We start from the raw sequence: 21,625 nt of genomic DNA, 5'->3' as shown, positions 1-21,625 counted from the left end.
TGCGGGGGACACCCCTCCCCATGCCGTGTATCCGGACGGTGACGTGCCGTATCGGGTCGTGGGCTCGTGTCGCATGAGCTGCTGACGCCACGTACCCTTCCCACCGATGTCCGAGGTAGACGAAGCTCTCCCCAAGCCGACGTCCACCGGCCCCAAGCACCGCGCGGAGGTTCGGCAAGGCCCTGTCGTGCGTCGTGGCCGTCAGGTCCAGCCGACCACGACCGACCAGCGCCTGCTCGACTCCCGTGGCCCAGCCGACTGGGTGCACACCGACCCCTGGCGGGTGCTCCGCATCCAGGCGGAGTTCATCGAGGGGTTCGGCGCGCTCGCCGAGCTCGGCCCGGCGATCAGCGTCTTCGGCAGTGCGCGCACGCCGGCGGGCGCCCCCGAGTACGCCCTGGCCGAGCGGGTTGGCCGGGCGCTCGCCGAGGCGGGATTCGCCGTGATCACCGGCGGTGGCCCGGGGATCATGGAAGCCGCCAACAAGGGGGCGAGCGAGGCCGGCGGGGTCTCGGTCGGCCTGGGCATCGAGCTGCCGTTCGAGCAGGGCTTGAACGAGTGGGTCGACCTGGGGCTGAACTTCCGGTACTTCTTCGTCCGGAAGACGATGTTCGTCAAGTACAGCCAGGGCTTCGTCGTCTTCCCCGGTGGTTTCGGCACGTTCGACGAGCTCTTCGAGGCGCTCACCCTGGTCCAGACCAAGAAGGTCACCTCGTTCCCGATCGTGCTCATGGGCAGTGACTACTGGTCCGGCCTCGTGGACTGGCTGCAGGACACGGTGGCCAAGACGGGTCGCATCAGCCCCGAGGACGTGGACCTCCTTCACGTCACCGACGACGTGAGCGAGGTCGTGCGCATCATGTGCGCCGCGCAGCGTCGCCTGGACGTCCGCTGAGCCTTGCTGGCACCGTCGGACGGAGAGCGGTGCACCCCGGTGGGTTCAGCCGGCCTCCATGCGACCAGCCACCATCCGGCCGCCATGCCGCGCCAGGATGTTGTCGACGAGGCGGATCAGCATCTCGGCGTCCCCGGTCCGCGCGAGGTCGTCGTGAGCAGCGGCGAGGTCCCTGGCGAGCTCGGGGTCGTATGCCCGGAGCTCGCGAGGAAGCCACTTGCCCCGGCCCGTCCACCGTCCCGCGGCGTTGAGCACCAGGTCACCGGTCGTCTGCACGAGCATGGCGGCCAGCAGCAGCGCCTCGGACCGGTCGACCGTGCTCTGCAGATCGAGCATGAGATCGGTCGCCTCGAAGCGCAGGCGGTCCAGCTCGGCGTCGGAGAGCTTCGCCGGACCCGCCTCGTACACCTTGCGGGCGAGCGCTTTGGCCTGCTCGGCGGCCGCCGCGTCACCCGCCACCACGTGCCCGTCGATGAGGAGCGAGCAGAGGACCGGGCGACGGCCTTGGGTGTCCTTGCCGAGCCAGCGGGTCAGGCCGTCCGGGTCGTAGACGAAGAGGTCCACCGGCGCACCGTCCCAGGTGGTGGTCTCCCGCCGGCTGCCGGCCCTCTCGGGGAGGAGGACGACGACGTCAATGTCGGACGTCTCGGTCGCGGCCGCACGCACGATCGAGCCAGAGAGCAGGGCCGCGCACAGGGTCGGGAACGCCGTGCGGACGTGTCGGACGACGATCTCCCTGGCCCAGTCGACGCTGGGCTGGGCGGCGCTCGCCTGATGGCCGCCGGCCTGGTGGGCTCGATCACGCTGGTCGGCGCCGTACCCGGTGGGCACGGTCTGGTCGCGGAAGCTCCGGCTGTCGAAGGGCATGCCAGAGCTTGCCACGACGCGGCCGGGATGTAGTCCTGTTTTCTCGATGCGTGACTGCTTCGGTCACGAGACCCGACACGGTGGTCAGGCGAGGCCACGGCGAGCCACGCTGGGCGGGCGCACTCCTCGGATGGACGCCACCATGTCGAGCACCTGACGGGTCTCCCGGACGTCGTGCGCGCGGAACACCCGGGCGCCCGCCCAGGCGCAGATCGCGGTCGCCGCGAGCGTCCCGGGGAGGCGCTCCTCGACCGGGAGGTCGAGAGTCTCGCCGATGAAGTCCTTGCGCGACATCGCGACCAGAACCGGCCATCCCGTCGCGACCAGCTCGGGGAGCCGCCGCGTGATCTCCAGGGAGTGCCAAGTGTTCTTCCCGAAGTCGTGGGTCGGGTCCACCACGATGGCGTCGTCGCGAACACCGGCCGCTACCGCCCGCTCGGCTAGTCCGACCACCCGCTCGATCACGTCGCTCATCACGTCGGGATAGCTGACCCGGTGCGGGTCGGTCCGAGGCGCGAGGCCGCCGGTGTGGGAGCAGACCAGCCCGACGCCGTACTCGGCGGCCACCTCCACCAGCTCGGGGTCGGCGCCCGACCAGGTGTCGTTGATCAGGTCAGCGCCGGCCGCGCACAGCTCGCGCGCCACCGGGGCACGCCAGGTGTCGACACTGATGACCAGGTCGGGGTAGCGAGCGCGGACGGTCGCGACGAACGACGCCGTGCGTCGCAGCTCCTCAGTGACCGAGACGTCTTCGCCATGGCCGGCTTTCACACCGCCGATGTCGATGATCTCCGCGCCTTCCTCGACGAGACGGTCGACGCGGTCGAGGGCAGCGGACTCGCCGTAGGTGGCGCCGCGGTCGTAGAAGGAGTCCGGTGTCCGGTTGACGATCCCCATGACGACGTACTCGTCGGGGCCGAACTCGCGCCTCCCCAGCCGTAGTGGACCACCGGGCCCTGTCGCCCGACGCGATCGCCGCTGTTCATCTCCCGCCGCCATGAGGGTCAGCCTGCCGTGTCGTGTCGATGGATGCGGCATCGAGTCCCGCGGGGCCGGTCGGGGACGCCCGTCGTGCGGTGCGCACCGCGGTGGGCGCCGCCAGCGGATGTCCAAGCGCTCGAGACGCTCGCCTGGCCGACGCGTGCGCATCGTCGACCCGGCATGGCACGATCGGGGGCATGACCTGGCTGTGGGTCGTGCTCGTGGTCGTCATCATCGGCCTCACCGCCGCCGTCGCTGCGGGACGCGGCGGCGCGATGGCGCGCGCCTACCCGGACCGACGTGAGGTACGACTCCCCGCGGGCCGGCCCATGACCGCCGCCGACCTGTCGAAGGTGCGGTTCTCGGTCGTGCTCCGCGGCTACCGCATGGACGAGGTCGATGAGGTGATCGAGCACCTGGCCCGCGAGCTCGCCGCGCGGGACGCCCGGATCGCCGCGCTGGAGCGCTCCCTCGCATCCGAGGAGGGGAACACGCGGCGAGGCTGGGACGTCTCCGGCTCGCAGCGACCCGGCCGCGCCGAGCCTGTCGACCGTCCCCGCCCTCACCAGGCCCATCCCTACCAGCCAGCCGACGGCGCGCCGCGGCCCGTCGAGCCCACCAGCCAGTCGCCGGCGACCTGGCGGACGGGGACCGGCGGCCGGACCGATACTGGCGACAGGGCAGGCTGGACCTCAGGGTCGGACCGATCGTGACGGCCTCCGATCCCGTCGGCGTCCGACGCTGCCCATGGGCCAGCATCGCGCCCGACTACGTCGCCTACCACGACGAGGAGTGGGGCCGACCGGTCCACGACGACCGTGGACTGTTCGAGCGGCTCACGTTGGAGGCGTTCCAGTCAGGTCTGTCGTGGTTGACGATCCTGCGCAAGCGTCCGGCCTTTCGGCGAGCGTTCGCCGACTTCGACATCGCCACCGTCGCCAGCTTCGACGCTGACGACGAGGCTCGGCTCCTCGCCGACCCCGGAATCGTGCGCAACCGTGCCAAGGTGCGCGCGGCCATCCACAACGCCAGGGCGGCGGCAGAGCTCGACGACGGGCTCGCCACGTTCCTCTGGTCGTTCGCGCCCGACCGGGCGCGTCCGGTACCGCGCACGCCCGCCGACATCCCGTCCCACACGCCGGAGTCCGAAGCCATGGCCAAGGCGCTCAAGCGGCGGGGGTTCAGGTTCGTCGGGCCCACGACCTGCTACGCCCTCATGCAGGCGACCGGGATGGTCAACGATCACCTGGCCGACTGCGTGGTGCGAGAGGTGTGCGGCAGCGCTCCGGAGGGAGCGCCGGCCGGCCCGTCCAGGCGGGCGAGGAGATGACCTCGACGGAGGGAGTAGGCGCATGGCACGTCGCCGGGTGGCCTCTGGTTCACCGTATGAGAAGGAGATCGGGTTCAGTCGCGTCGTCGCCGTCGACGACCGCGTGCTGGTCGCGGGGACCGCGCCGATCTGGGAGGACGGGAACGTCGACCCGGATCCGGCGGTCCAGACTCGGCGCTGCCTCGAGATCATCCTGACCGCTCTGGCACAGGTGGGCGCCGGCCCCGAGCACGTCGTGCGCACCCGGATCTACCTCACCGACCCGGCTGACGCGCAGGCGGTCGGCCGGGTCCACGGCAAGGTCTTCGGTGACATCCGTCCGGTCTGCACGATGGTGGTCGTGGCCGGCCTGCTCGACCCTCGGTGGAAGGTCGAGATCGAAGCCGAGGCCGTGCTGGAGACCCGACGCGGCCGGCTCGCCAAGGTCCTGGGCGGCTGAGCCCGGTCTTCCACAGGCCGCCGGAAGTCGACGGGGCATCCGCAAGGATCGGAAGAAGCGCAGGTCAGAGCGGCTCCGGATGGGTATGCGGAGGGTGTGCGCGGGCGCGAGGCGGATCTTGGCTACCGGCCGGGTGACGCCATGCGGGATAATGGCGACTCAAATCGACACGCGTCGGCGGCGTGTCACCGTTTCTCGGTGTGAGTCGTCGCGCACGGATGGCAGGAAGGAGTGCGCGCATGGCGGCCATGAAGCCGCGGACGGGCGACGGACCGCTCGAGGTCACCAAGGAGGGGAGAGGCATCGTGATGCGGGTTCCCCTCGAGGGCGGCGGGCGGCTCGTCGTCGAGCTCACGGCAGACGAGGCCAACGAGCTCGGTGACGCGCTCAAGTCGGTCGTGGGCTAGCGACACCAGATCTGTGCGCTCGAGGGACCCCGGCCGTGACCTTCGAGCCGGCCGGGGTCCTCGTGTGCCGGTCCGTCGTCCTGGCGTGACCAGAATCGCCTGATTCGGCCTTGAGAGGTCGTCGCCATGGCGGCCGGCCCGGCGGCGCGTGGAGAGCTCACGTGGTAACCGGGCCTCGTCCGTGCTGCCGTCGCGGCGGTGTGAGGGTGGAGTAGATGTCGACGGTGCGCCGGGCGATCGCCTCCCATCCGTAGTGGCGGACCACGCGCTCCCGGCCGGCCCGCCCCAGTGCTCTCGCCCGCGCCGGGTTCCGGATCAGGGCGTTGAGGGCGGCCGCGAGATCGCGGCGGAAGCGGGTCGGGTCGTCCTCGGTGTACGGCACCAGCAGGCCGGTCTCTCCGTCCACCACCACCTCGGGGATGCCACCGACGGCGCTCGCCACCACGGCGGTCTCGCACGCCATGGCCTCGAGGTTGACGATGCCCTGCGGCTCGTAGATCGACGGGCAGCACAACACCGTGGCGTTCGAGAGCACCTGGATGACCTCGTGGCGCGGCAGCATCTCCTGGACCCACACCACGCCGGCCCGGGCGGCCTGGAGTCGCGCGACCGCGCGCTCGGTTTCGCGGGCCAGCTCGGGTGTGTCGGCGGCGCCGGCGAGGAGGACGAGCTGGGCGGAGGCGTCGAGCTGGTGCGCCGCGGCGAGCAGGTGGTCGAGGCCCTTCTGCGGGGTGATGCGTCCGATGAACACGACGGACGGCCGGTTCGGGTCGATGCCGAGCCGCTTCACGACGTCCGTGCCGGGGTCGGGCGCGTACGTCCTGGTGTCGATGCCGTTCGGGACCACATGCAGGCGAGCCGGATCCAGCCCGGGGTACCAGCGCACGATGTCGTTTCGCATCGCCTCGCTGACCGCGATCACCGCCGCCGCGCCGCGATAGGCGGTCTCCTCAGCCCACGACGACAGCCGGTAGCCGCCGCCGAGCTGCTCCTGCTTCCAGGGCCGCGCGGGCTCGAGCGAGTGGGCGGTGACGACGTGGGGGACGCCGTGGAGGAGGCTCGCCAGGTGACCCGCGAGGTTGGCGTACCAGGTGTGGGAGTGGACGATGTCCGCGCCTGCGACCGCCGCCGTCATCTCGAGGTTGGCCGCGAAGATCCGCAGCGCGGGATTGGCGCCGGCCAGCCGCGGGTCGTCCTCGGAGTGAGCGATCGCCCCGGGCCGCGGCTCGCCGAGGCAGTGCACCTCGAGGTCGACACGTGAGGCGAGCTCGCGACTCAAGTGGTCGACGTGCACGCCAGCCCCGCCGTAGACGTGTGGCGGATACTCCCGGGTGAGCAGGGCGACTCGCATGGCCCAGACCTTAGGGCAGGGCGGCCCGACCTGACGGTGCCGTGTGCGACCATCGGCCGATGACGCCCGAACCCCCTGACGACCCTCTCGGCCGGCTGCGGGCCCTGTGCCTCGCGCTCCCCGAGGTCAGTGAGCGACTCAGTCACGGCGAACCGACCTGGTTCGTCGGTCGCCGAGTCTTCGTCCAGTACGCCGACCATCACCACGACGACCGAGTGGCCTTCTGGTGTGCGGCGCCGGAAGGAGTCCAGGAGATGCTCGTGGCGGCCGAGCCGACTCGCTTCTTCCGTCCGCCGTACGTCGGCCACCGTGGCTGGCTCGGTGTCTACCTCGACGTGCCGGTCGACTGGAACCGCGTCGCCGAGATCGTCGAGGACGCCTACCGGGTGGTCGCGCCCAAGCGGCTCCTGGCCCAGCTCGACGGTTGAGCGAGCGGTCGGGACGGCCGTCGGAGTGCCCGAGACGTGCGTCGTCGGCGCACAGTGGCGGCGTCAACCGGTGGGCACCCAGAAGTGCAGATTGCCGCCGCGCTCGCCCTCCAGCACGCCACCGTTGGCGACGATGACCTTCCGGGACGCCTCGTTGTCGACGTCGCACATGACCAACGCCCGGTCGATTCCCAGCTGACGGGCGATGGGGAGGGCCTCCCGCAGCATGGCGGTGGCGTAGCCGCGTCGCCGAGCCGACGGCCGCACGTCGTAGCCGATGTGACCGCCTCGCTCACGCAGCGCCGGGGTGAGTCGGTGTCGGATCGCGAGCCGTCCGAGGTAGGTCGTGCCCTCGACGTACCACAGGGTCGTGGCGGGCACGAAGCCGCGCGGACGTGGCGTCTCCTCGAGACGGTCGGCCAACAGGGACGCGACGTAGGCGGCGAAACCCTCGGGTGTCTGCCATGTGGTGGCGTAGGTCCGAAGGTCGTGGCCGATCATGGTGTAGTCCCCTGGACCACCTCGCCCCTCGGCGCGGAACTCCTCCATGGCGGCGAGAAAGGACGCGTGGACGCTCGTCGTGGGGTCAACCAGCGCGGGCACGACGTTCATTGTGACGGCCGTGCCCGCGTCGTAGGGTGGCCGGCGTGGGCAAGGATCGGCGTGTCCTCGGCATCGTCCTCGCTGGCGGGGAAGGCAAGCGCCTCATGCCTCTCACCGCGGACCGCGCCAAACCCGCCGTACCGTTCGGCGGCATCTACCGGCTCGTCGACTTCGTGCTGTCCAACCTCGTCAACGCGCGCATCCTGCGGATCTGCGTCCTCACCCAGTACAAGTCGCACTCCCTCGACCGGCACATCTCGCTGACGTGGCGGATGTCGACGCTGCTCGGGAACTACGTCACCCCGGTTCCGGCACAGCAGCGGCTGGGGCCCCGCTGGTTCCAGGGCAGCGCGGACGCCATCTACCAGTCCCTCAACCTCATCGATGACGAGAAGCCCGACTTGGTGGCGGTGTTCGGAGCCGACCACGTCTACCGGATGGACGTGGCGCAGATGGTCGACGCTCACGTGGCCTCGCACGCCGGCGTCACCGTGGCGGGCATTCGGATGCCTCGCCGCGAGGCGTCGGCGTTCGGCGTCATCCAGACGGCATCGGATGGCCGCACGATCCAGGCCTTCCTGGAGAAGCCCGCGGACCCGCCTGGGCTTCCCGACAGCCCGGACGAGAGCTTCGTGTCGATGGGCAACTACGTCTTCACCACCGAGGCGTTGGTCGACGCGCTCCGCAGGGATGCTGAGGACGAAGGTTCCTCCCACGACATGGGCGGCAGCATCATCCCGCTCCTGGTGGCGAGTGGAGACGCCCAGGTCTACGACTTCGCGGCGAACGAGGTGCCGGGCGCGACCGCGCGTGACCGGGACTACTGGCGTGACGTCGGGACGCTCGACTCCTACTACGAGGCCCACATGGACCTGGTCTCGGCGGACCCCGCGTTCAACCTGCACAACCGGGAGTGGCCGGTCTACACCAACCTGCCGGCCTACCCGGGCGCGAAACTCGTCGACGGTGGCCAGGCGAGCGAGTCGATCCTCTCGCCAGGCTCGGTTGTCGCGGGTGGCGTCGTGCGCGAGTCGGTGTTGTCGCCAGGGGTGGTCGTCAAACGCGGGGCCGTGGTGGAGCGCAGTGTCATCCTCGACGGCACCGTCATCGAGGAGGGCGCGGTGGTCCGCAACGCGATCCTGGACAAGAACATCGTGGTGCCACCTGGCGCACGAATCGGCGTGGACCACGCCGAGGACCGGGCCCGCGGCTTCACCATCAGCGCCGGCGGTGTCACCGTGCTCGGGAAGGGACAGCCAGTCCCACGCTGACCAGGACGCGGTCGGGCGGTCGGCGACGTCAGGCCTTCTTCGCGGCGCAGAGCAGGCCGTCACCCACCGGCAGGAGGACCGGCACGACCCGGTCGTCGTCGAGGACTCGCTTGCCCAGCTCTCGGATCGTGACGGTCTCCGGGTCGCGCTGCGCCGGGTCGGCCACCCGGTCGTGCCACAGCGTGTTGTCGATCGCGACCACACCGCCGGGACGAAGGAGGCGGAGCGCCTCCTCGTAGTACTCGGGGTACTCACGCTTGTCCCCGTCGCAGAAGACCAGGTCGTAGGCGCCGTCGGTCAACCGCGGCAGGACGTCGAGGGCGCGGCCGGTGATGAGGCGGGTGCGCTGGTGAGGGAAGCCGGCCTCGGCGAAGGACTCGCGCGCCAGACGCTGGTGCTCCGCCTCGATATCGACGCTGGTGAGCGTGCCGTTGGGCGCCATGCCGCGCAGCAGCCAGATGCCCGAGACACCGCAGCCGGTGCCGATCTCCACGACCGCTCGGGCGTTGAGGACGGCGGCGAGGAACCGCAGCGCGGCTCCGCCGCCCTGACCGATGGGGGTGGCGCCGACCTCGGCCGCGCGTAGACGCGCCCGAGCGAGAACGTCGTCCTCGGCGACGTAGCTCTCGGCGTATGCCCAGGTGGCGGGCTTCATCTCAGTGGAGATGGCTACCTCCTTCGTCGAGCCCCTGGCCGAGTGCCGCGGGCGGGTCTTTCCGGTCATGCCGGACACGTCGCGTCAAGGGGGAAGCGTAGTGCCCTTCGCCACGTCATCCCTAGCGCCGGTCCCGGGCGTACGGTGCGTGCCGTGCCCTCGTGGGGGACTCGTGGGACATGGGCTCCTGCGGCCCTCCGGGAGAACCCTGAGACGCCGGTACCTGAAAAGGTGATAAATCCGGGGTCGAACCGGAGCCATCCAGGCCGTTCGCCGTGGACACTGGGGACAGGTGTCACACAGGTGGCGGTGCCGCCGTTTCCACTCGGTGCGGCGGTTGCGGAGCTGTGGGGCACGAGGGTGACAATGGCCTTCGGGCCACGGCCGCGTGACGGATGACGGGAGGTGGTCCAGTGTCTGAGGACCTCGCCGGTACGGCGCCTGAGGTGTGGACCCCTCCGTCGTGGGACGAGATCGTCCGCACGCACGCGTCCCGGGTCTACCGCCTGGCCTATCGCCTGACGGGTAACCGGTACGACGCGGAGGACCTCACGCAGGAGGTCTTCGTGCGGGTGTTCCGGTCGCTGTCCACCTACACGCCGGGGACGTTCCAGGGCTGGCTGCACCGCATCACCACGAACCTGTTCCTCGACTTGGCCCGGCGTCGGCAGCGGATCCGGTTCGACGCGCTGCCGGAGGACGCGCCAGAGCGGCTGCCCGGCGCGGAGCCGAGTCCGGCCGAGGCGTTCGACGACCGGCACCTCGACGCGGATATCCAGGCGGCGCTCGACGCCCTGCCGCCGGAGTTTCGGGCCGCGGTCGTCCTGTGTGATATCGAAGGACTCTCCTACGAGGAGATCGCCGCTACCTTGGGCGTCAAGCTCGGCACTGTGCGCAGTCGGATCCACCGCGGGCGCGCGCAGTTGCGCGAGGCGTTGGCGCATCGCATGCCCAGTCGGGCGGAGATGGCCACCGTCGCGTCCGGCGAGGAGGCGGCCGGCACGGCCGACGCCGAGCGTGCGGACCACCCGCCGGTGGGCGACACGGACCATGACGAAGACGTCGGCCGGACGCCGCATCCGGCGGGTCAGCGGGCACGACGTGGCGGAGGAGAGTGGTGAAGCACCCCCACGACTTGCTGTCCGCTCTGGTCGATGGTGAGCTCGACCACGCCACGCGAGACCGGGTGCTCGTCCACCTGGCCCACTGTGCGGAGTGCCGCGCGGACGCCGAGGCCGAACGCCAGGTCAAGTCGCTGCTGTCCGGCCTGGCCGACCCGACGCCGCCACCCGGGCTCGGGGTCTCGCTGCTCGCGATCGCCGACACGGCGCGGACGTGGTCCGACGGCACCCACGGTGTCCCGCCTGGCGCGTTCGGATTCGGACGCCCGCCCGGTCAGCCCGGCTCCCGTCGGCCGAGCCCGGGTGCGGCGGGGAGAATGCCGGCGCGCCGACCCTCTCGGCGCCGTCGGGCGACCATCGGTTTCCTCGGCGCCGCGGCGCTCGCGAGCATGGCGGTGGCGAGCGCCTTCGCGGCTGGGAGCCAGCCGGCCGACAAGCCCGAGATCACGGTCGAGCCGCCGGGACGGCGGTACATCGTCGAGCACCCTGGGACCACGGCACGGCTTCCTTTCGCCGACCCCGGTGTGGTCAGCACGGTCTTCGAACGAGGCATTCTCGACATCGACACCCGCCGCTGACGCGCCACGCGAGGCATCGCGGTTTCTCGTCGGCCCGCAGGGGCCTGTCGTGACATGTCCGTCGGCGAACCGATCCGCGGTGACTCGTGATGTATGCCGGCGAGGGATCGGATGTGCCGTGGCTGCAACGGTGGTTGATCCGTCCCAGGCTCCGAATACCGTGGTTGTGGGGTTATCTCACCAAGATCCCCTGTCGCGGCCGACCGGCTTCGACCAACAGCTGGACCGAGGGCTGGGACGGGTGGTGTCCTGGTTGAATCCCTCCGACTGACGACCGAGGGGAGCCCGGCGACTTCTCGCGGCTCGCCATGGAGCGGGGGTTCGCGGGGGTCGGCGCCGCTTCTCTGGAATGGACGGATCAGAAAGGGCGGGCCGGATGAGTGAGCGACGGGATGGGCCATCTGTCCGCCGAGTGGACCAGAGCGGGGACCGGCCGGCGATGTCCCAGTCTTCGGTCGGCTGGGGGGACCGCGCGCGAGGACACCAGAGGGTCGAGTCCACCTCCCACTCCGGCGAGCCTCACCGTTGGCCCGGGCCTGGGCCGAACTACCCTGCGGGCCGGCCGGACTTCGAGCCGCCACCGCCGTGGGCTCGTCCGACGCCCACGAACGGGACTCCTCCAGCCGGCGTGACCGGTCTCTCGCCGCTCGGACCGAAGACAGCGCCCGCTCAGCCGCCCACCGCACGTGGCCCGTGGCAGCCGCGCCGTGGCGTCCTGGTCGCGCTCGCCGTCGCGATCGCTCTCGTGGCCGCCGCGGCCGGCGCGAGCGCGGGGGTCCTGGCGACCCTGCGCTTCGGGCCCGCCTTGATCGCGACCGAGCCGCCGGAGCCGGACGACGACCTAGGGTCGGCGGGATCTGCGTTGCCCAAGCCGTCGAGTGTCGCCGAGGTCGCGGACGCCGTACTGCCGAGCGTGGTGCAGATCAAGGTCAGTTCGAGCGAGGGGAACTCGAGCGGCTCCGGCTTCGTGATCCGTGCCGATGGCTACATCCTCACCAACAACCACGTCATCGCCCCGGCGGTGAAGCGGAACGGCACGATCACGATCGTCTTCCACGACGGTGAGGAGGCGAAGGCCTCCGTCGTGGGGCGCAGCCCCTCGTACGACCTCGCTGTGGTTCGGGTCAAGGGAGTCGGTCCACTCAAGCCGGTGGCGCTGGGTGATTCTGATCGGGTACGCGTCGGCGAGCCGGTGGTCGCGATCGGCTCACCGTTGGGCCTGACGGGCACCGTGACGAGCGGAATCGTGAGCGCCCGGAACCGCCCCGTGACCGCCGGCGGTGGCGACAGCGAGATGTCGTTCATCAACGCGATCCAGACCGACGCCGCGGTCAATCCCGGCAACTCGGGCGGGCCGCTGGTCAACCTGCGCGCGCAGGTCGTGGGTGTGAACTCCGCGATCGCCACCGTGGGGGACCGCGCGCCGTTCCGCACCGACCAGCAGGAGGGCAACATCGGCGTCGGCTTTTCCATCCCGGTCAACCAGGCGCGACGGACCGCGGACCAGATCATCCGCACCGGGCGCGCCGTCTATCCGGTCGTGGGCGCGGTGGTCGACGTCCGTCACCAGGGGCCCGGTGCGCGGCTGGGCGAGATCCAGCCGGGCAGCGGGGCCGACAAGGCGGGCTTGCAGCGCGGAGACATCGTGACGGCGATCAACGGACACAAGGTCACCGGGGCGGAGGACCTGATCGTTCGAATTCGGAGCTTCGTGCCAGGTCAGCGGGTGGAGCTGGTCTACACCCGAGGCGGAAAGACGGGTAAGGCGATCGTCACCCTCGGTGAGGAGACCGGGTGAGCGTGGCGCGCGACGGCGCGTGCTCGACCCGGAGAACTGTCCGGCGCTGGCCGACGAGGGACCTTGGCCCTCCTCTGCGACGCCGTTTGGCCGCGGGAAGGCTACGCTGGGCGCGTGTTCGACATCGGTGCCCTGGAGTTCGTCGTGCTGGCGATCGCCGCACTGTTCATCTTCGGGCCCGACCGGCTGCCCGACATGGCCCGGCAGGCCGCCCGTGGCCTCCGTCAGCTGCGCTCCATGGCCGCCAATGCCCGGCGGGAGCTGAGTCGCGAGCTGGGTCCTGAGTTCGAAGACCTCGACATCCGCGACCTCAACCCGCGCACGTTCGTCCGCAAGCACGTGCTCGACGTGCTCGACGAGGAAGACCTGCGGTTCGACCGCGACCTCGATCTCCGAGACGACCTCAGGCTCGACAGCCCGCCGAAGAAGACGTCGGTGCGGGCCAACGGCAGCGGCACCTCGAGCGGTGGCGACGTCGCGTCGAACAGCGCCGACGCGACAGCTGCGTCGACGAATGGCACGGCGACCGCCACGGCGACCGACGACACGTCGGCAGACCCGCCCACGCCCCCGTTCGACACCGAGGCGACCTGACCTTCCAGCTCAGCGTCCGCTGGCGGCGGTGTCGCTGGTGGGGTGGCGGGTCGGCGTGATGGTCAGCGAGCGCCCGACCAGGCTGGGCCGCCGTTCGGCGAGCTGCTTGGCCAGCAGTGTGAGCGTCTCCGCGGCCGCCGAGTCCGGATCGTCGAGGACGACCGGGACCCCGCTGTCACCACCCGCTCGCAGGCGGGGGTCGAGTGGCACTTCGCCTAGGAGGGGGACCTCGTACCCGAATCGTTGGGTCAGCGTGGCGGCGACTCGGCTACCCCCGCCGCTGCCGAACACGTCGATCCGGTGGCTCGGCCCGCAGTGCGGGCACGGCAGCCACGACATGTTCTCCACCACGCCCACGACCTTCTGACGCAGCATCGACGCGATGGTGCCGGCTCGCTCAGCCACCTCGGCGGCTGCCTCCTGAGGCGTCGTCACCACCACCACCTCGGCGTTGGAGAGCTGCTGGCCCACCGAGATGGCCATGTCGCCGGTGCCGGGGGGCAGGTCCAGCAGAAGAACGTCGAGGTCGCCCCAGAAGACGTCGGTCAGCATCTGGGTCAAGGCGCGATGGAGCATCGGCCCACGCCAGGCCACGACGTGCTGCCGGCCCGGCTTGAGCATGCCGATGCTCATGACCTTCACGTCATAGGCCGGCACCGGCATGATCATGTTCTCGACCTGGGTCGGACGCTGGTCCGCGATGCCGAGCATGGCCGGCACCGAGTGACCGTAGACGTCGGCGTCCAGCAGGCCGACCTTCAGCCCGTGCCGGGCCATCGCGACCGCGAGGTTGACCGTCACCGAGGACTTGCCGACACCGCCCTTGCCGGAGGCGATCGCGTAGATCCGGGTGAGGGAGTCCGGCCTGGTGAACGGGTTCTGCTTCGCAGGCGCCGCACCCCGCAGCCGATTCTGGAGATCGCGCCGCTGCTCGTCGGACATCACGCCGAGGGTGACCCGCACGTCGGTGACGCCCGGCAGCGGCGACAGCGCCCGCGTGACCTCCTTGGTGAGGGTGTCGCGCATCGGACAGCCGGCCACGGTCAGGAGCACGGTGACGAGGACGGTGCCGTCGGGGCGCACCTCGACCGACTCGACCATGCCCAGGTCGGTGATGGGTCGGCGGATCTCCGGGTCGAGGACGCCGTTCAACGCGGCGAGGACCTGCTCCTTGGTGGGCACCTTCTGCATACCCCGATGCTACGGCGCGCTACTCGGCGCGCCGGGACCGGAGACCAGGCAGTGAACGGGAGGCGGCGGCCGCGACGCGGAGCGCGCCAGCGCCGCCTAGCGTCGATCACCGCGCCTTGCCGCCGAGGTCGGCGGGTCGGCTTCCGCGCGGCGTCGGTTCTCGTCGGACTGCTCGCGGGGTGGTCCGAGCCGAGCGTCCAGCTCGTGGAGGAGCGCGCGCAGCTCCGACCGCACGAAGTCGCGCGTGGCGGACTCACCCAGGGCGGTGCGCAACGACGCCATCTCACGGGCGAGGAACTCCATGTCGGCTCGGGTGCGCGCGGTCATGTCGCGGTCCTGCTCGTACTGCACCCGGTCGCGTGCTTCCTGACGGTTCTGCGCCAGGAGGATCAGCGGCGCGGCGTAGGACGCCTGAACGGAGAAGAACAGGTTCAACAGGATGAACGGGTACGGGTCCCATCGAAGGCCGAAGGCGCCGACCAGGTTGATCGCGACCCAGAGGAGGACGAACACCGTCATGTAGGCGATGAACTTGCCGGTCCCCATGAACTTCGCGAAGCTCTCCGCGAAGCGGCCGAGGAGGTCGGGCTCGTATCGGGGCCGGAGCGAACGCCGTGGCACACGTGGGATGTCGAGACGGTCGCGTTCCCGGGTCGGGAGGATGAGCTCCCGCCGTCGACGGCGGGCGGCGTCGGTGTTCGGCCGGCTGTCAGGCTCGTGCACGCGACACCTCCGCGAACCGCTCCCGCCAGTTCTCCGGCAACAGGTGGTCGAGGACGTCGTCCACGGTGATGACACCGAGCAGCCGGCCAGTGGAGTCGACCACAGGTGCCGCGACGAGGTTGTACGTCGCGAGGTAGCTGGTCACCTCCTCCAGCGGGGCGTCGGGCCGGAGGGGTTCGAGGTCGGTGTCCACCACGCCCGAGACCAGAGCGGACGGCGGCTCACGAAGCAGACGCTGGAAGTGAGCGATGCCGAGCAGCCGGCCGGTGGGCGGCTCGAGCGGCTGCCGGCACACGTACACCATGGCGGCGAGGGCGGGTGTCAGGTCGGGGTTGCGGATCTGGGCGAGCGCGTCCGCGACGGTCGCGTCGGGTGGTAGCACGACGGCGCTCGTGGTCATGAGACCTCCGGCTGTTCGCTCCTCGTAGGTCAGGAGCCGGCGCACGTCGTCGGCTTCCTTCGGTTCCATGAGGGTGAGGAGGTAGTCGGCGGTCTCGCGGGGAAGCTCGGCGACCAGGTCCGCGGCGTCATCCGGGGACATCTCCCCGACGATGTCGGCGGCCCGCTCCATGTCGAGGACGCTGAGGATCTGGACTTGGTCCTCCTCGGGCAGCTCCTCCAGCACGTCCGCGAGCCGATCGTCGGCGAGGGCGGCGGCGACCTCGGCCCGCCGCTTGGGCGGCAGGTCGTGCAGGACGCTCGCCAGGTCGGCGGCGTGCATGCTCTCGAGGGTGGCGAGCAGGTGGACGGCGCCCTGGTTCTTCTCCACCAGGCTGAGGCCGGTGACCTGGTCGGTGTCGACCACGAGGAGCTCACCCCGGCGCCGGAACCGCTTCTTTCCGGGCTTGAGCACCGCCACCTTCGTGATCAGCCAGTCGCGAGCCCGGGTCGGCTCCATGCCGAGATCGACCACCGTGACCTCCTCGTTGGTCTCCTGGAGGGTCACCGTGCGGTCGAGCAGCTCACCGAGGGCGAGTGTCTCCGTGGGGCGTTGCTGGAAGCGCCGAAGGTTGACGAGCCCGGTGGTGATCACTTGGCCGGCGGCCATGCTGAGGACGCGCGTCATGGGGAGGAAGATGCGACGGCGTCCGGGAACCTCCACGACCAGCCCGAGGACGCGCGGAACGAGGCCGCGCGGTCGGAGCATCACGACGACGTCGCGGACCTTTCCTACCTGGTCGCCACGAGGATCGAAGACGGCTGTGCCCGCCAACCGCGCGACGAAAACTCTGTCTGGGGTTCCGCCCACTCCTGCGCCCCTCTCGTCGCCATGGTCAGGCTAACGCCTCGCGCCAGCCGCGGAGCCGCGGCTCGGGGAAGGACCTCGAGGCCCAGAGCGACCCTCGACCTCTGCTCCGGCTGGCCGCCCCTCTTCGTCCCGGTCGTCCCGTCCTGAGGGGTTAGTTCGCGCGCGGCCGCGGGAGCCGGTCCGATGTGTGGCCGATCAGGACAGGGATCAGGACAGGCGCGGTCGGTGGCGTGGTCTGCGGTGGACCACCCAGGGGGCCCCGCGCACTGTCGTGGCCGGGGTGGGTGGAGGTGGTGCGGCGCCGTCGTCGGTCGGCATTCGTCCGGGCTCCTCGAGGATCTCCCCGGTCGGGGTGAGGCGGATGACGTCCGCGCTGGTGGACCAGCGGGTCGGCAGGTCGGTCGCGTTCGTGGCGTTGAGCCTCTCGCCGCGCAGGACCTCCACCGCCTGCTGCCACTCGGGGGTGTCGGGTGCCACGACCGTGACGGACGCCCGCCAGGTGACCAGGCGCGCGCGGCTGTCCTTGGCTCGGCAGATCACGGTGGCGGCGCGGGCCTGAGCCAGGCCGGGCACGAGCTGCTCCGACGCACCGTCCTCCGACGCGGCCTCGGCTGCCACCCGTGGGGCTGGGCGCGCCTCGGTCTGGCGCGCCACGACGAGGTAGGCCGCGCCGTCGTGCCAGACGTGCCAGGCGGGACGGGCGCGGTCGGCGCCGTCCGGTCGCACCCACAGCACGGATGAGCGGCGAGCCGCCTCCTCGACCAGCGCCCGACCCACGTCGGAGCCCACGGTGGTCACCTCGTCAGCCGTCGCGTCTGGCGTCACACCGGCCATGGTGGGAGCGTCCCACATCACCGGTCTCGGTGTCAGCTCGGCCGTCGTCTCCGACGTGAGCTGCCGCCGCGCTGGGCCCGCGACGCTGAGGGCGCCATGCCGGGCCGGACACCACCACGGTCGAGGCGTTGTCCGGCCCGGCAAGGCCGATCGTCTGGCCTACGCGCGAGGTGAGCGTGGACGAGGCTCAGCTCGTCAGCTCGATCGGCTCCACCCCCGGTGGGCGAAAGCCCATGACCTGCCCGTAGAACGCCAGCTCGGCCTCGGTCGCGGCGATGATCGCCTCCGCGGAGCGGAACCCGTGCATCTCGTTCTCGAAGACGACGAGCGCGTGCGGCACCCCCGCCCGGGCCAAGGCGTCGCGGAACTTCTCCGCCTGCTCGAGCGGTACGACCGGGTCCTTCCCGCCCTGCAGGAGCAGGACCGGACACCGGGTCTTGTCGGCGTGGGTGAGCGGTGACCGCTCGTCGGCGATGGCGGCGTACTCGGGGGTGGTGACGTCGCCACCGACCAGGCCGTCGAGGTAGCGCGACTCGAAGTCGTGCGTGGTGGCGGCCAGCAGTCGCAGGTCGCTCACCCCGAACAAGGAGACTCCCGCCGCGAACACGTCGGTTCGGGTGACCGCGCACAGGGTCGTCCAGCCGCCCGCGCTGCCGCCCTCGATCGCGAGCCGCGCGGGGTCCGCGTCCCCACGAGCCACCAGGGCCTGCGCCGCCGCTGCGGCGTCCTCGACGTCGACGATGCCCCACTGACCGCGCAGGCGTTCCCGGTAGGCACGCCCGTAGCCGGTGGAACCGCCGTAGTTGACGTCGAGGACCCCGATCCCGCGGCTGGTGAGGTAGGCCTTGGACAGATCGAGCGCCGCGGGGGAGTTGGCGGTGGGGCCGCCGTGCACGTGCACCACGTACGGCGGCCGCTCGTCCGCCGGCGCGACGTAGTCGGGGTTGGTCGGCGGGTAGATGTGGACGTGGATCTCCCTGCCGTCCGGGCCGCGCAGCGCGGTCGACTCCGGCCGCGGCAGGTAGGCCTCGTCCGGGAGCGCCGAGGGGTCGATCGACGTGCGGATCACCTCCGCCTCACCGGAGCGGGTGTCGACCACCACGACCTGGTTGGGAACCGTGGGGCCGCCGACCACCGCCACCGCCCGGTGGCCGGACGCCTCGACGGTGTAGCCGAACACGTCATATGGCAGGTCCAGGTCGGCTAGCTCCCCCGTGCGGGGATCGAGCCGACCGAGTCGCTGCGTGCCCGTGCCGTGAACGCACAGCAGGGCGCCGTCGGGAAGGAGGCCGTAGGAGGTGAGGCCCAGCATCCACAGCGGAAAGCCGAACTCCTCCTCCGCCTGGTACAGCAACTCCGGCTGACCTCCGGACGCGGGCACGCGGTAGGGGTTCCACCAGCCGGTCGCGTCGGAGACCGCGTACAGGGTCTCCGCGTCCGCCCACTCGGGCTGGAACACGGACTCCGCCGGACCGCCGAGGACCGTGGTCCAGGAGGCGACGCGCCCGTCCTCGAGGGTCCCGACGCGCAGCTCGGTGCCGTCCCAGGGCATGCGCGGGTGGTCCCAGGCCAGCCACGCCACCCGGCGTCCGTCGGGGGAGACGCGCGGATAGGCGAGGAACCGCGAGCCGCCCACGATCTCACGGACCGCGCTCGCGTCCTCTGCGGCGCTGCCGTCCAGGGGCACGGCCACCAGGTGCCGGTCGAGGTCGCTGTCGGTGTGGCGCTCACGGACGCAGACGATGGTCGCCCCGTCGGGCGCGAGGACGAGGTCGGCGTACCGTAGGCCGCTCGGGATCGTCGGCACGGGGGTCAGCGGCACGGGCTCGCTCGCGCCCGGATCGAGCCGGTAGAGCCGCTGGTCGTCGAAGTGGGCGAAGACGAGGGCGGGTCCGCTCGGTGTCGGCACGCCGAGGAAGGCCCGGCCTCCGTACTCGTGCACGCGAGTGCGGACGTTCCAGGGCGCGGGCAGCAGCTCGACGACGCTGCTGTCAGCGCGTCGGGCCATGACGGTGCTGCGACCCGCCTCCTGCGGACGTCCCTCCACCCACCAGATCTCGTCACCGACGAAGGTGGGGAAGCTGAGCGGGCGAACGGCGGAGGTCAGCATCGAGGCGGTGATGGGGGAGACCCACTCACCGTACGGGGCGACAGTCTGCGAACTCATGGGTCGAGCCTAGGCGCGTGGTTCGGCCGTCGGCCAAACGGTTTTCGATCATGGTGAGCTTGATTGCACGTCGAGACGGCGACGGGGCGTGGAACAACCGGGTGGTCGTCCCACGCCCCGTCGAGCCGCGCAGGCGCCTCGACCGAGCGCGTGCCCGCCTTGCCGGCACGCCGCAAGTCGTTCTTGCGTCGAGGCCTGCCGACCCATGACTCCTCCTACACCGAGCGCTGGTACGCCCGGAACGCTCGGGTGGCGAGGAACGCCAAGACAATCGCGAGCACGAGGAGGAGTCCGCAGTTCGTCAGCACCGCCGCCCAGTCCGGGTCAGCCGACAAGGCGTCACGGCTCGCCGACACCGCCCAGTTGACCGGGTTGACGCGAGCGACGGTGCGGATCCAGCCCGGTGCCGCCTCCTCCGCCATGATCGCCGTCGAGAGGAACGACAACGGCAGGGTGAGGAACTGCGCGATGCCGATGAGGCTCTCGCGGCTGCGCACCATGAGCGCGACCGCGTTGGAGAACGACCCGAACCCGACGGCGAGCAGGACGGTGACGAGCACCGTCACGAGGACTCCAGGCGCGCCGCCGGGGTACCGCGCGCCGGCGACGAGCCCCACCCCGATCACGATGAGGGCTTGGATGGTGAGAGTGACCGCGAGATGTGCCAGCTTGCCGACGACGATGGCGCCACGGCGAGCCGGCGAGACGAGGAGCCGGTTCATCACGCCACGGTCCATGTCGTCGATGAAGCCCATGCCGCTCCAGCCGCTGGTGAACAGCGCCGTCATCGCGACGACCCCGGGTGTCAGGAACGTGATGTAGGAGGCGCCGCCGAAACCCGGCAGTTCTGCCACGCTCGTGAACAGCTGCCCGAACAGCAGCAGCCAGATCAGCGGCTGGACCAGCGAGACGGCGACGTAGAAGGGCTGGCGGGCGAGTGCGCGCAGCTCGCGCAGGGTCAGGTTGCCCGCCTGGACGAGGACGGCACTCATGCGGTCACCTCCGTGTCAGCCTGGGCGAACGCGCGTCCGGCGTACCGCAGGTACACGTCGTCGAGGGATGGCCGCGACACGGTGACCGACGCGACGCCGACGCCGACGGACTCCAACGCGGCGAGCACTGCGGGGACGGCCCGCGCGCCATCGTCGACGCGCGCCCGGACCGTGGTGGCGTCGACGGTGACCTCGCGGACGGTGCCCAGGCGGTCCAGCGCCCTGTGGATCTCGCCGTTGAGCGGTGGATGGGTCAGTTCGATGTGGATGGCGTCACCGCGCAGCTGGCTCTTCAACGCCTCGGGGCTGCCCTGCGCGACGACACGACCCCGGTCCACGATCGCCACCTGGCTGGCCAGCTGGTCGGCCTCGTCCAGGTAGTGGGTGGTGAGGAGGATGGTCAGCCCTTCGTCGGCGACCAGGTGCGTGATCTCCTTCCACATCTCGGCCCGCGCCTCGGGGTCGAGGCCGGTGGTCGGTTCGTCCAGGAACAGCACTCGCGGTCGGTGCATGAGGCCGAGGGCGACGTCAAGTTTGCGTTGCATGCCGCCCGAGTAGGTCCGAGCGACCCGGTCGGCCGCCTTCGTCAGCCCGAACCGGTCGAGCAGTTCCTGCGCGCGAGCGCGGGTCTCGGCGCGGGAGACCCCGTAGAGGCGGCCTTGGAGGTGGAGGTTCTCCCGTCCGGTCGCGTCCGGGTCGAACTGTGGCTTCTGCGCGACGCAGCCGATCGTCGTCCGGACCTGGTCGGCCTGTCGGACGACGTCGAGTCCGGCCACCGTGGCCGTGCCCGAGTCCGGCCTGGTCAGTGTGGTGAGGATCTTGAAGGTGGTCGACTTGCCCGCGCCGTTGGGGCCGAGCAGCGCGAAGATCGTCCCCGCCTGCGCGGTGAAGCTCACCCCGTCGAGGGCCTTGACCTCGCCGTAGGTCTTGGTGAGCTTACGTGCCTCGATGGCGGGCGCCGTCGACCTGGACGGCCCGCTCGGCACCGTGGCGCTTGTCGTGCGCGACATGAACGTCCTTTCCGTGCGCCGATTCGGACATGGGACATGGCCACTTCGCCCGCACGACCTCGCGCTATGGTGAGGACGCGGATCCGGGTCGCGAGCTCGGTCGCGGGTGAAGCGATCCGGGATGGAGCCCCGGCTCGAGGT

General features: G+C 71.0%; 23 protein-coding genes. 11 read left to right on the top strand and 12 right to left on the bottom strand.

Going from position 1 to position 21,625, the window contains the following annotated elements:
* Window positions 1-106: 106 nt before the first annotated feature.
* Window positions 107-895, top strand: coding sequence for an LOG family protein (locus DFJ64_RS04680; RefSeq protein WP_115849333.1), 789 nt, complete (start codon window positions 107-109; stop codon window positions 893-895).
* A 45-nt stretch (window positions 896-940) separates the two neighbouring features.
* On the opposite strand, the gene DFJ64_RS04675 is transcribed toward DFJ64_RS04680, so the two are convergent.
* Window positions 941-1,762 (bottom strand): nucleotidyltransferase domain-containing protein, encoded by an 822-nt coding sequence (locus DFJ64_RS04675; protein WP_115849332.1) that lies wholly within the window; start codon window positions 1,760-1,762, stop codon window positions 941-943.
* Between the two features lie 84 nt (window positions 1,763-1,846).
* The gene (gene folP, locus DFJ64_RS04670; RefSeq protein WP_115849331.1) at window positions 1,847-2,761 is read right to left on the bottom strand and encodes a dihydropteroate synthase; all 915 of its coding nucleotides are present in this window, start codon (window positions 2,759-2,761) and stop codon (window positions 1,847-1,849) included.
* Window positions 2,762-2,940: 179 nt separating this feature from the next.
* On the opposite strand from folP, the gene DFJ64_RS04665 reads away from it, so the two are divergent.
* From DFJ64_RS04665 to DFJ64_RS04650, 4 genes are all read left to right on the top strand, one after another.
* On the top strand, window positions 2,941-3,456 hold the full coding sequence (locus DFJ64_RS04665) for a DivIVA domain-containing protein (protein WP_115849330.1): 516 nt from the start codon (window positions 2,941-2,943) through the stop codon (window positions 3,454-3,456).
* A complete protein-coding gene (locus DFJ64_RS04660) occupies window positions 3,453-4,073 on the top strand; it encodes a DNA-3-methyladenine glycosylase I (protein WP_115849329.1) in 621 nt (206 codons plus the stop codon). The genes DFJ64_RS04665 and DFJ64_RS04660 overlap by 4 nt, the downstream gene beginning before the upstream one ends.
* 22 nt (window positions 4,074-4,095) lie before the next feature.
* Window positions 4,096-4,512: a RidA family protein gene (locus DFJ64_RS04655; protein WP_115849328.1), complete on the top strand. Its 417-nt coding sequence runs from the start codon at window positions 4,096-4,098 to the stop codon at window positions 4,510-4,512.
* A 239-nt stretch (window positions 4,513-4,751) separates the two neighbouring features.
* Complete coding sequence (locus DFJ64_RS04650) at window positions 4,752-4,919, top strand: DUF3117 domain-containing protein (RefSeq protein ID WP_211310495.1); 168 nt, start codon at window positions 4,752-4,754, stop codon at window positions 4,917-4,919.
* 157 nt (window positions 4,920-5,076) lie between these two features.
* Here DFJ64_RS04650 and glgA read toward each other — a convergent pair whose 3' ends face one another.
* Window positions 5,077-6,270, bottom strand: a complete 1,194-nt coding sequence (glgA, locus tag DFJ64_RS04645) for a glycogen synthase (protein ID WP_115849326.1) — start codon at window positions 6,268-6,270, stop codon at window positions 5,077-5,079.
* Between the two features lie 59 nt (window positions 6,271-6,329).
* On the opposite strand from glgA, the gene DFJ64_RS04640 reads away from it, so the two are divergent.
* Window positions 6,330-6,698, top strand: coding sequence for an MmcQ/YjbR family DNA-binding protein (locus DFJ64_RS04640; RefSeq protein ID WP_115849325.1), 369 nt, complete (start codon window positions 6,330-6,332; stop codon window positions 6,696-6,698).
* Window positions 6,699-6,761: 63 nt separating this feature from the next.
* Here the strand turns inward: DFJ64_RS04640 and DFJ64_RS04635 are convergent, their stop codons facing one another.
* Window positions 6,762-7,310 carry a GNAT family N-acetyltransferase gene (locus DFJ64_RS04635; protein WP_211310494.1) on the bottom strand — a complete coding sequence of 183 codons (549 nt, stop codon included), beginning with the start codon at window positions 7,308-7,310 and terminating at the stop codon, window positions 6,762-6,764.
* Window positions 7,311-7,345: 35 nt separating this feature from the next.
* Between DFJ64_RS04635 and glgC the strand changes: the two genes are divergently transcribed.
* The gene (gene glgC, locus DFJ64_RS04630) at window positions 7,346-8,572 is read left to right on the top strand and encodes a glucose-1-phosphate adenylyltransferase (protein ID WP_115851823.1); all 1,227 of its coding nucleotides are present in this window, start codon (window positions 7,346-7,348) and stop codon (window positions 8,570-8,572) included.
* Between the two features lie 28 nt (window positions 8,573-8,600).
* On the opposite strand, the gene DFJ64_RS04625 is transcribed toward glgC, so the two are convergent.
* The gene (locus DFJ64_RS04625) at window positions 8,601-9,296 is read right to left on the bottom strand and encodes an O-methyltransferase (protein ID WP_425452167.1); all 696 of its coding nucleotides are present in this window, start codon (window positions 9,294-9,296) and stop codon (window positions 8,601-8,603) included.
* 344 nt (window positions 9,297-9,640) lie between these two features.
* Between DFJ64_RS04625 and sigE the strand changes: the two genes are divergently transcribed.
* From sigE to DFJ64_RS04605, 4 genes are all read left to right on the top strand, one after another.
* Window positions 9,641-10,348 (top strand): RNA polymerase sigma factor SigE, encoded by a 708-nt coding sequence (sigE, locus tag DFJ64_RS04620; protein ID WP_245940945.1) that lies wholly within the window; start codon window positions 9,641-9,643, stop codon window positions 10,346-10,348.
* On the top strand, window positions 10,345-10,926 hold the full coding sequence (locus DFJ64_RS04615; RefSeq protein ID WP_211310493.1) for an anti-sigma factor family protein: 582 nt from the start codon (window positions 10,345-10,347) through the stop codon (window positions 10,924-10,926). The genes sigE and DFJ64_RS04615 overlap by 4 nt, the downstream gene beginning before the upstream one ends.
* A gap of 628 nt (window positions 10,927-11,554) precedes the next feature.
* The gene (locus DFJ64_RS04610; RefSeq protein ID WP_245940944.1) at window positions 11,555-12,724 is read left to right on the top strand and encodes a S1C family serine protease; all 1,170 of its coding nucleotides are present in this window, start codon (window positions 11,555-11,557) and stop codon (window positions 12,722-12,724) included.
* Window positions 12,725-12,838: 114 nt separating this feature from the next.
* Window positions 12,839-13,318 carry a sec-independent translocase gene (locus tag DFJ64_RS04605; RefSeq protein ID WP_115851821.1) on the top strand — a complete coding sequence of 160 codons (480 nt, stop codon included), beginning with the start codon at window positions 12,839-12,841 and terminating at the stop codon, window positions 13,316-13,318.
* Between the two features lie 9 nt (window positions 13,319-13,327).
* Here the strand turns inward: DFJ64_RS04605 and DFJ64_RS04600 are convergent, their stop codons facing one another.
* From DFJ64_RS04600 to DFJ64_RS04570, 7 genes are all read right to left on the bottom strand, one after another.
* Window positions 13,328-14,509, bottom strand: coding sequence for an Mrp/NBP35 family ATP-binding protein (locus DFJ64_RS04600; RefSeq protein WP_115849321.1), 1,182 nt, complete (start codon window positions 14,507-14,509; stop codon window positions 13,328-13,330).
* 96 nt (window positions 14,510-14,605) lie between these two features.
* A complete protein-coding gene (locus DFJ64_RS04595; protein WP_115851820.1) occupies window positions 14,606-15,172 on the bottom strand; it encodes a DUF1003 domain-containing protein in 567 nt (188 codons plus the stop codon).
* 46 nt (window positions 15,173-15,218) lie between these two features.
* Window positions 15,219-16,481, bottom strand: a complete 1,263-nt coding sequence (locus DFJ64_RS04590) for a magnesium transporter MgtE N-terminal domain-containing protein (protein ID WP_115849320.1) — start codon at window positions 16,479-16,481, stop codon at window positions 15,219-15,221.
* A gap of 207 nt (window positions 16,482-16,688) precedes the next feature.
* Window positions 16,689-17,315 carry a hypothetical protein gene (locus DFJ64_RS04585; RefSeq protein ID WP_115851819.1) on the bottom strand — a complete coding sequence of 209 codons (627 nt, stop codon included), beginning with the start codon at window positions 17,313-17,315 and terminating at the stop codon, window positions 16,689-16,691.
* Window positions 17,316-17,502: 187 nt separating this feature from the next.
* Window positions 17,503-19,482: a S9 family peptidase gene (locus DFJ64_RS04580; protein ID WP_115849319.1), complete on the bottom strand. Its 1,980-nt coding sequence runs from the start codon at window positions 19,480-19,482 to the stop codon at window positions 17,503-17,505.
* A 215-nt stretch (window positions 19,483-19,697) separates the two neighbouring features.
* Complete coding sequence (locus DFJ64_RS04575) at window positions 19,698-20,474, bottom strand: ABC transporter permease (RefSeq protein WP_115849318.1); 777 nt, start codon at window positions 20,472-20,474, stop codon at window positions 19,698-19,700.
* Window positions 20,471-21,484, bottom strand: coding sequence for an ATP-binding cassette domain-containing protein (locus DFJ64_RS04570; protein ID WP_115849317.1), 1,014 nt, complete (start codon window positions 21,482-21,484; stop codon window positions 20,471-20,473). Before DFJ64_RS04570 ends, DFJ64_RS04575 begins: the two co-directional genes overlap by 4 nt.
* Window positions 21,485-21,625 lie beyond the last annotated feature (141 nt).

The sequence above is a fragment of the Thermasporomyces composti genome, from assembly GCF_003386795.1.
Lineage (GTDB): Bacteria > Actinomycetota > Actinomycetes > Propionibacteriales > Actinopolymorphaceae > Thermasporomyces > Thermasporomyces composti.
The sequence above is the reverse complement of the archived record's forward strand: the minus strand, read 5'-3'. Positions and strand labels throughout refer to the sequence as shown.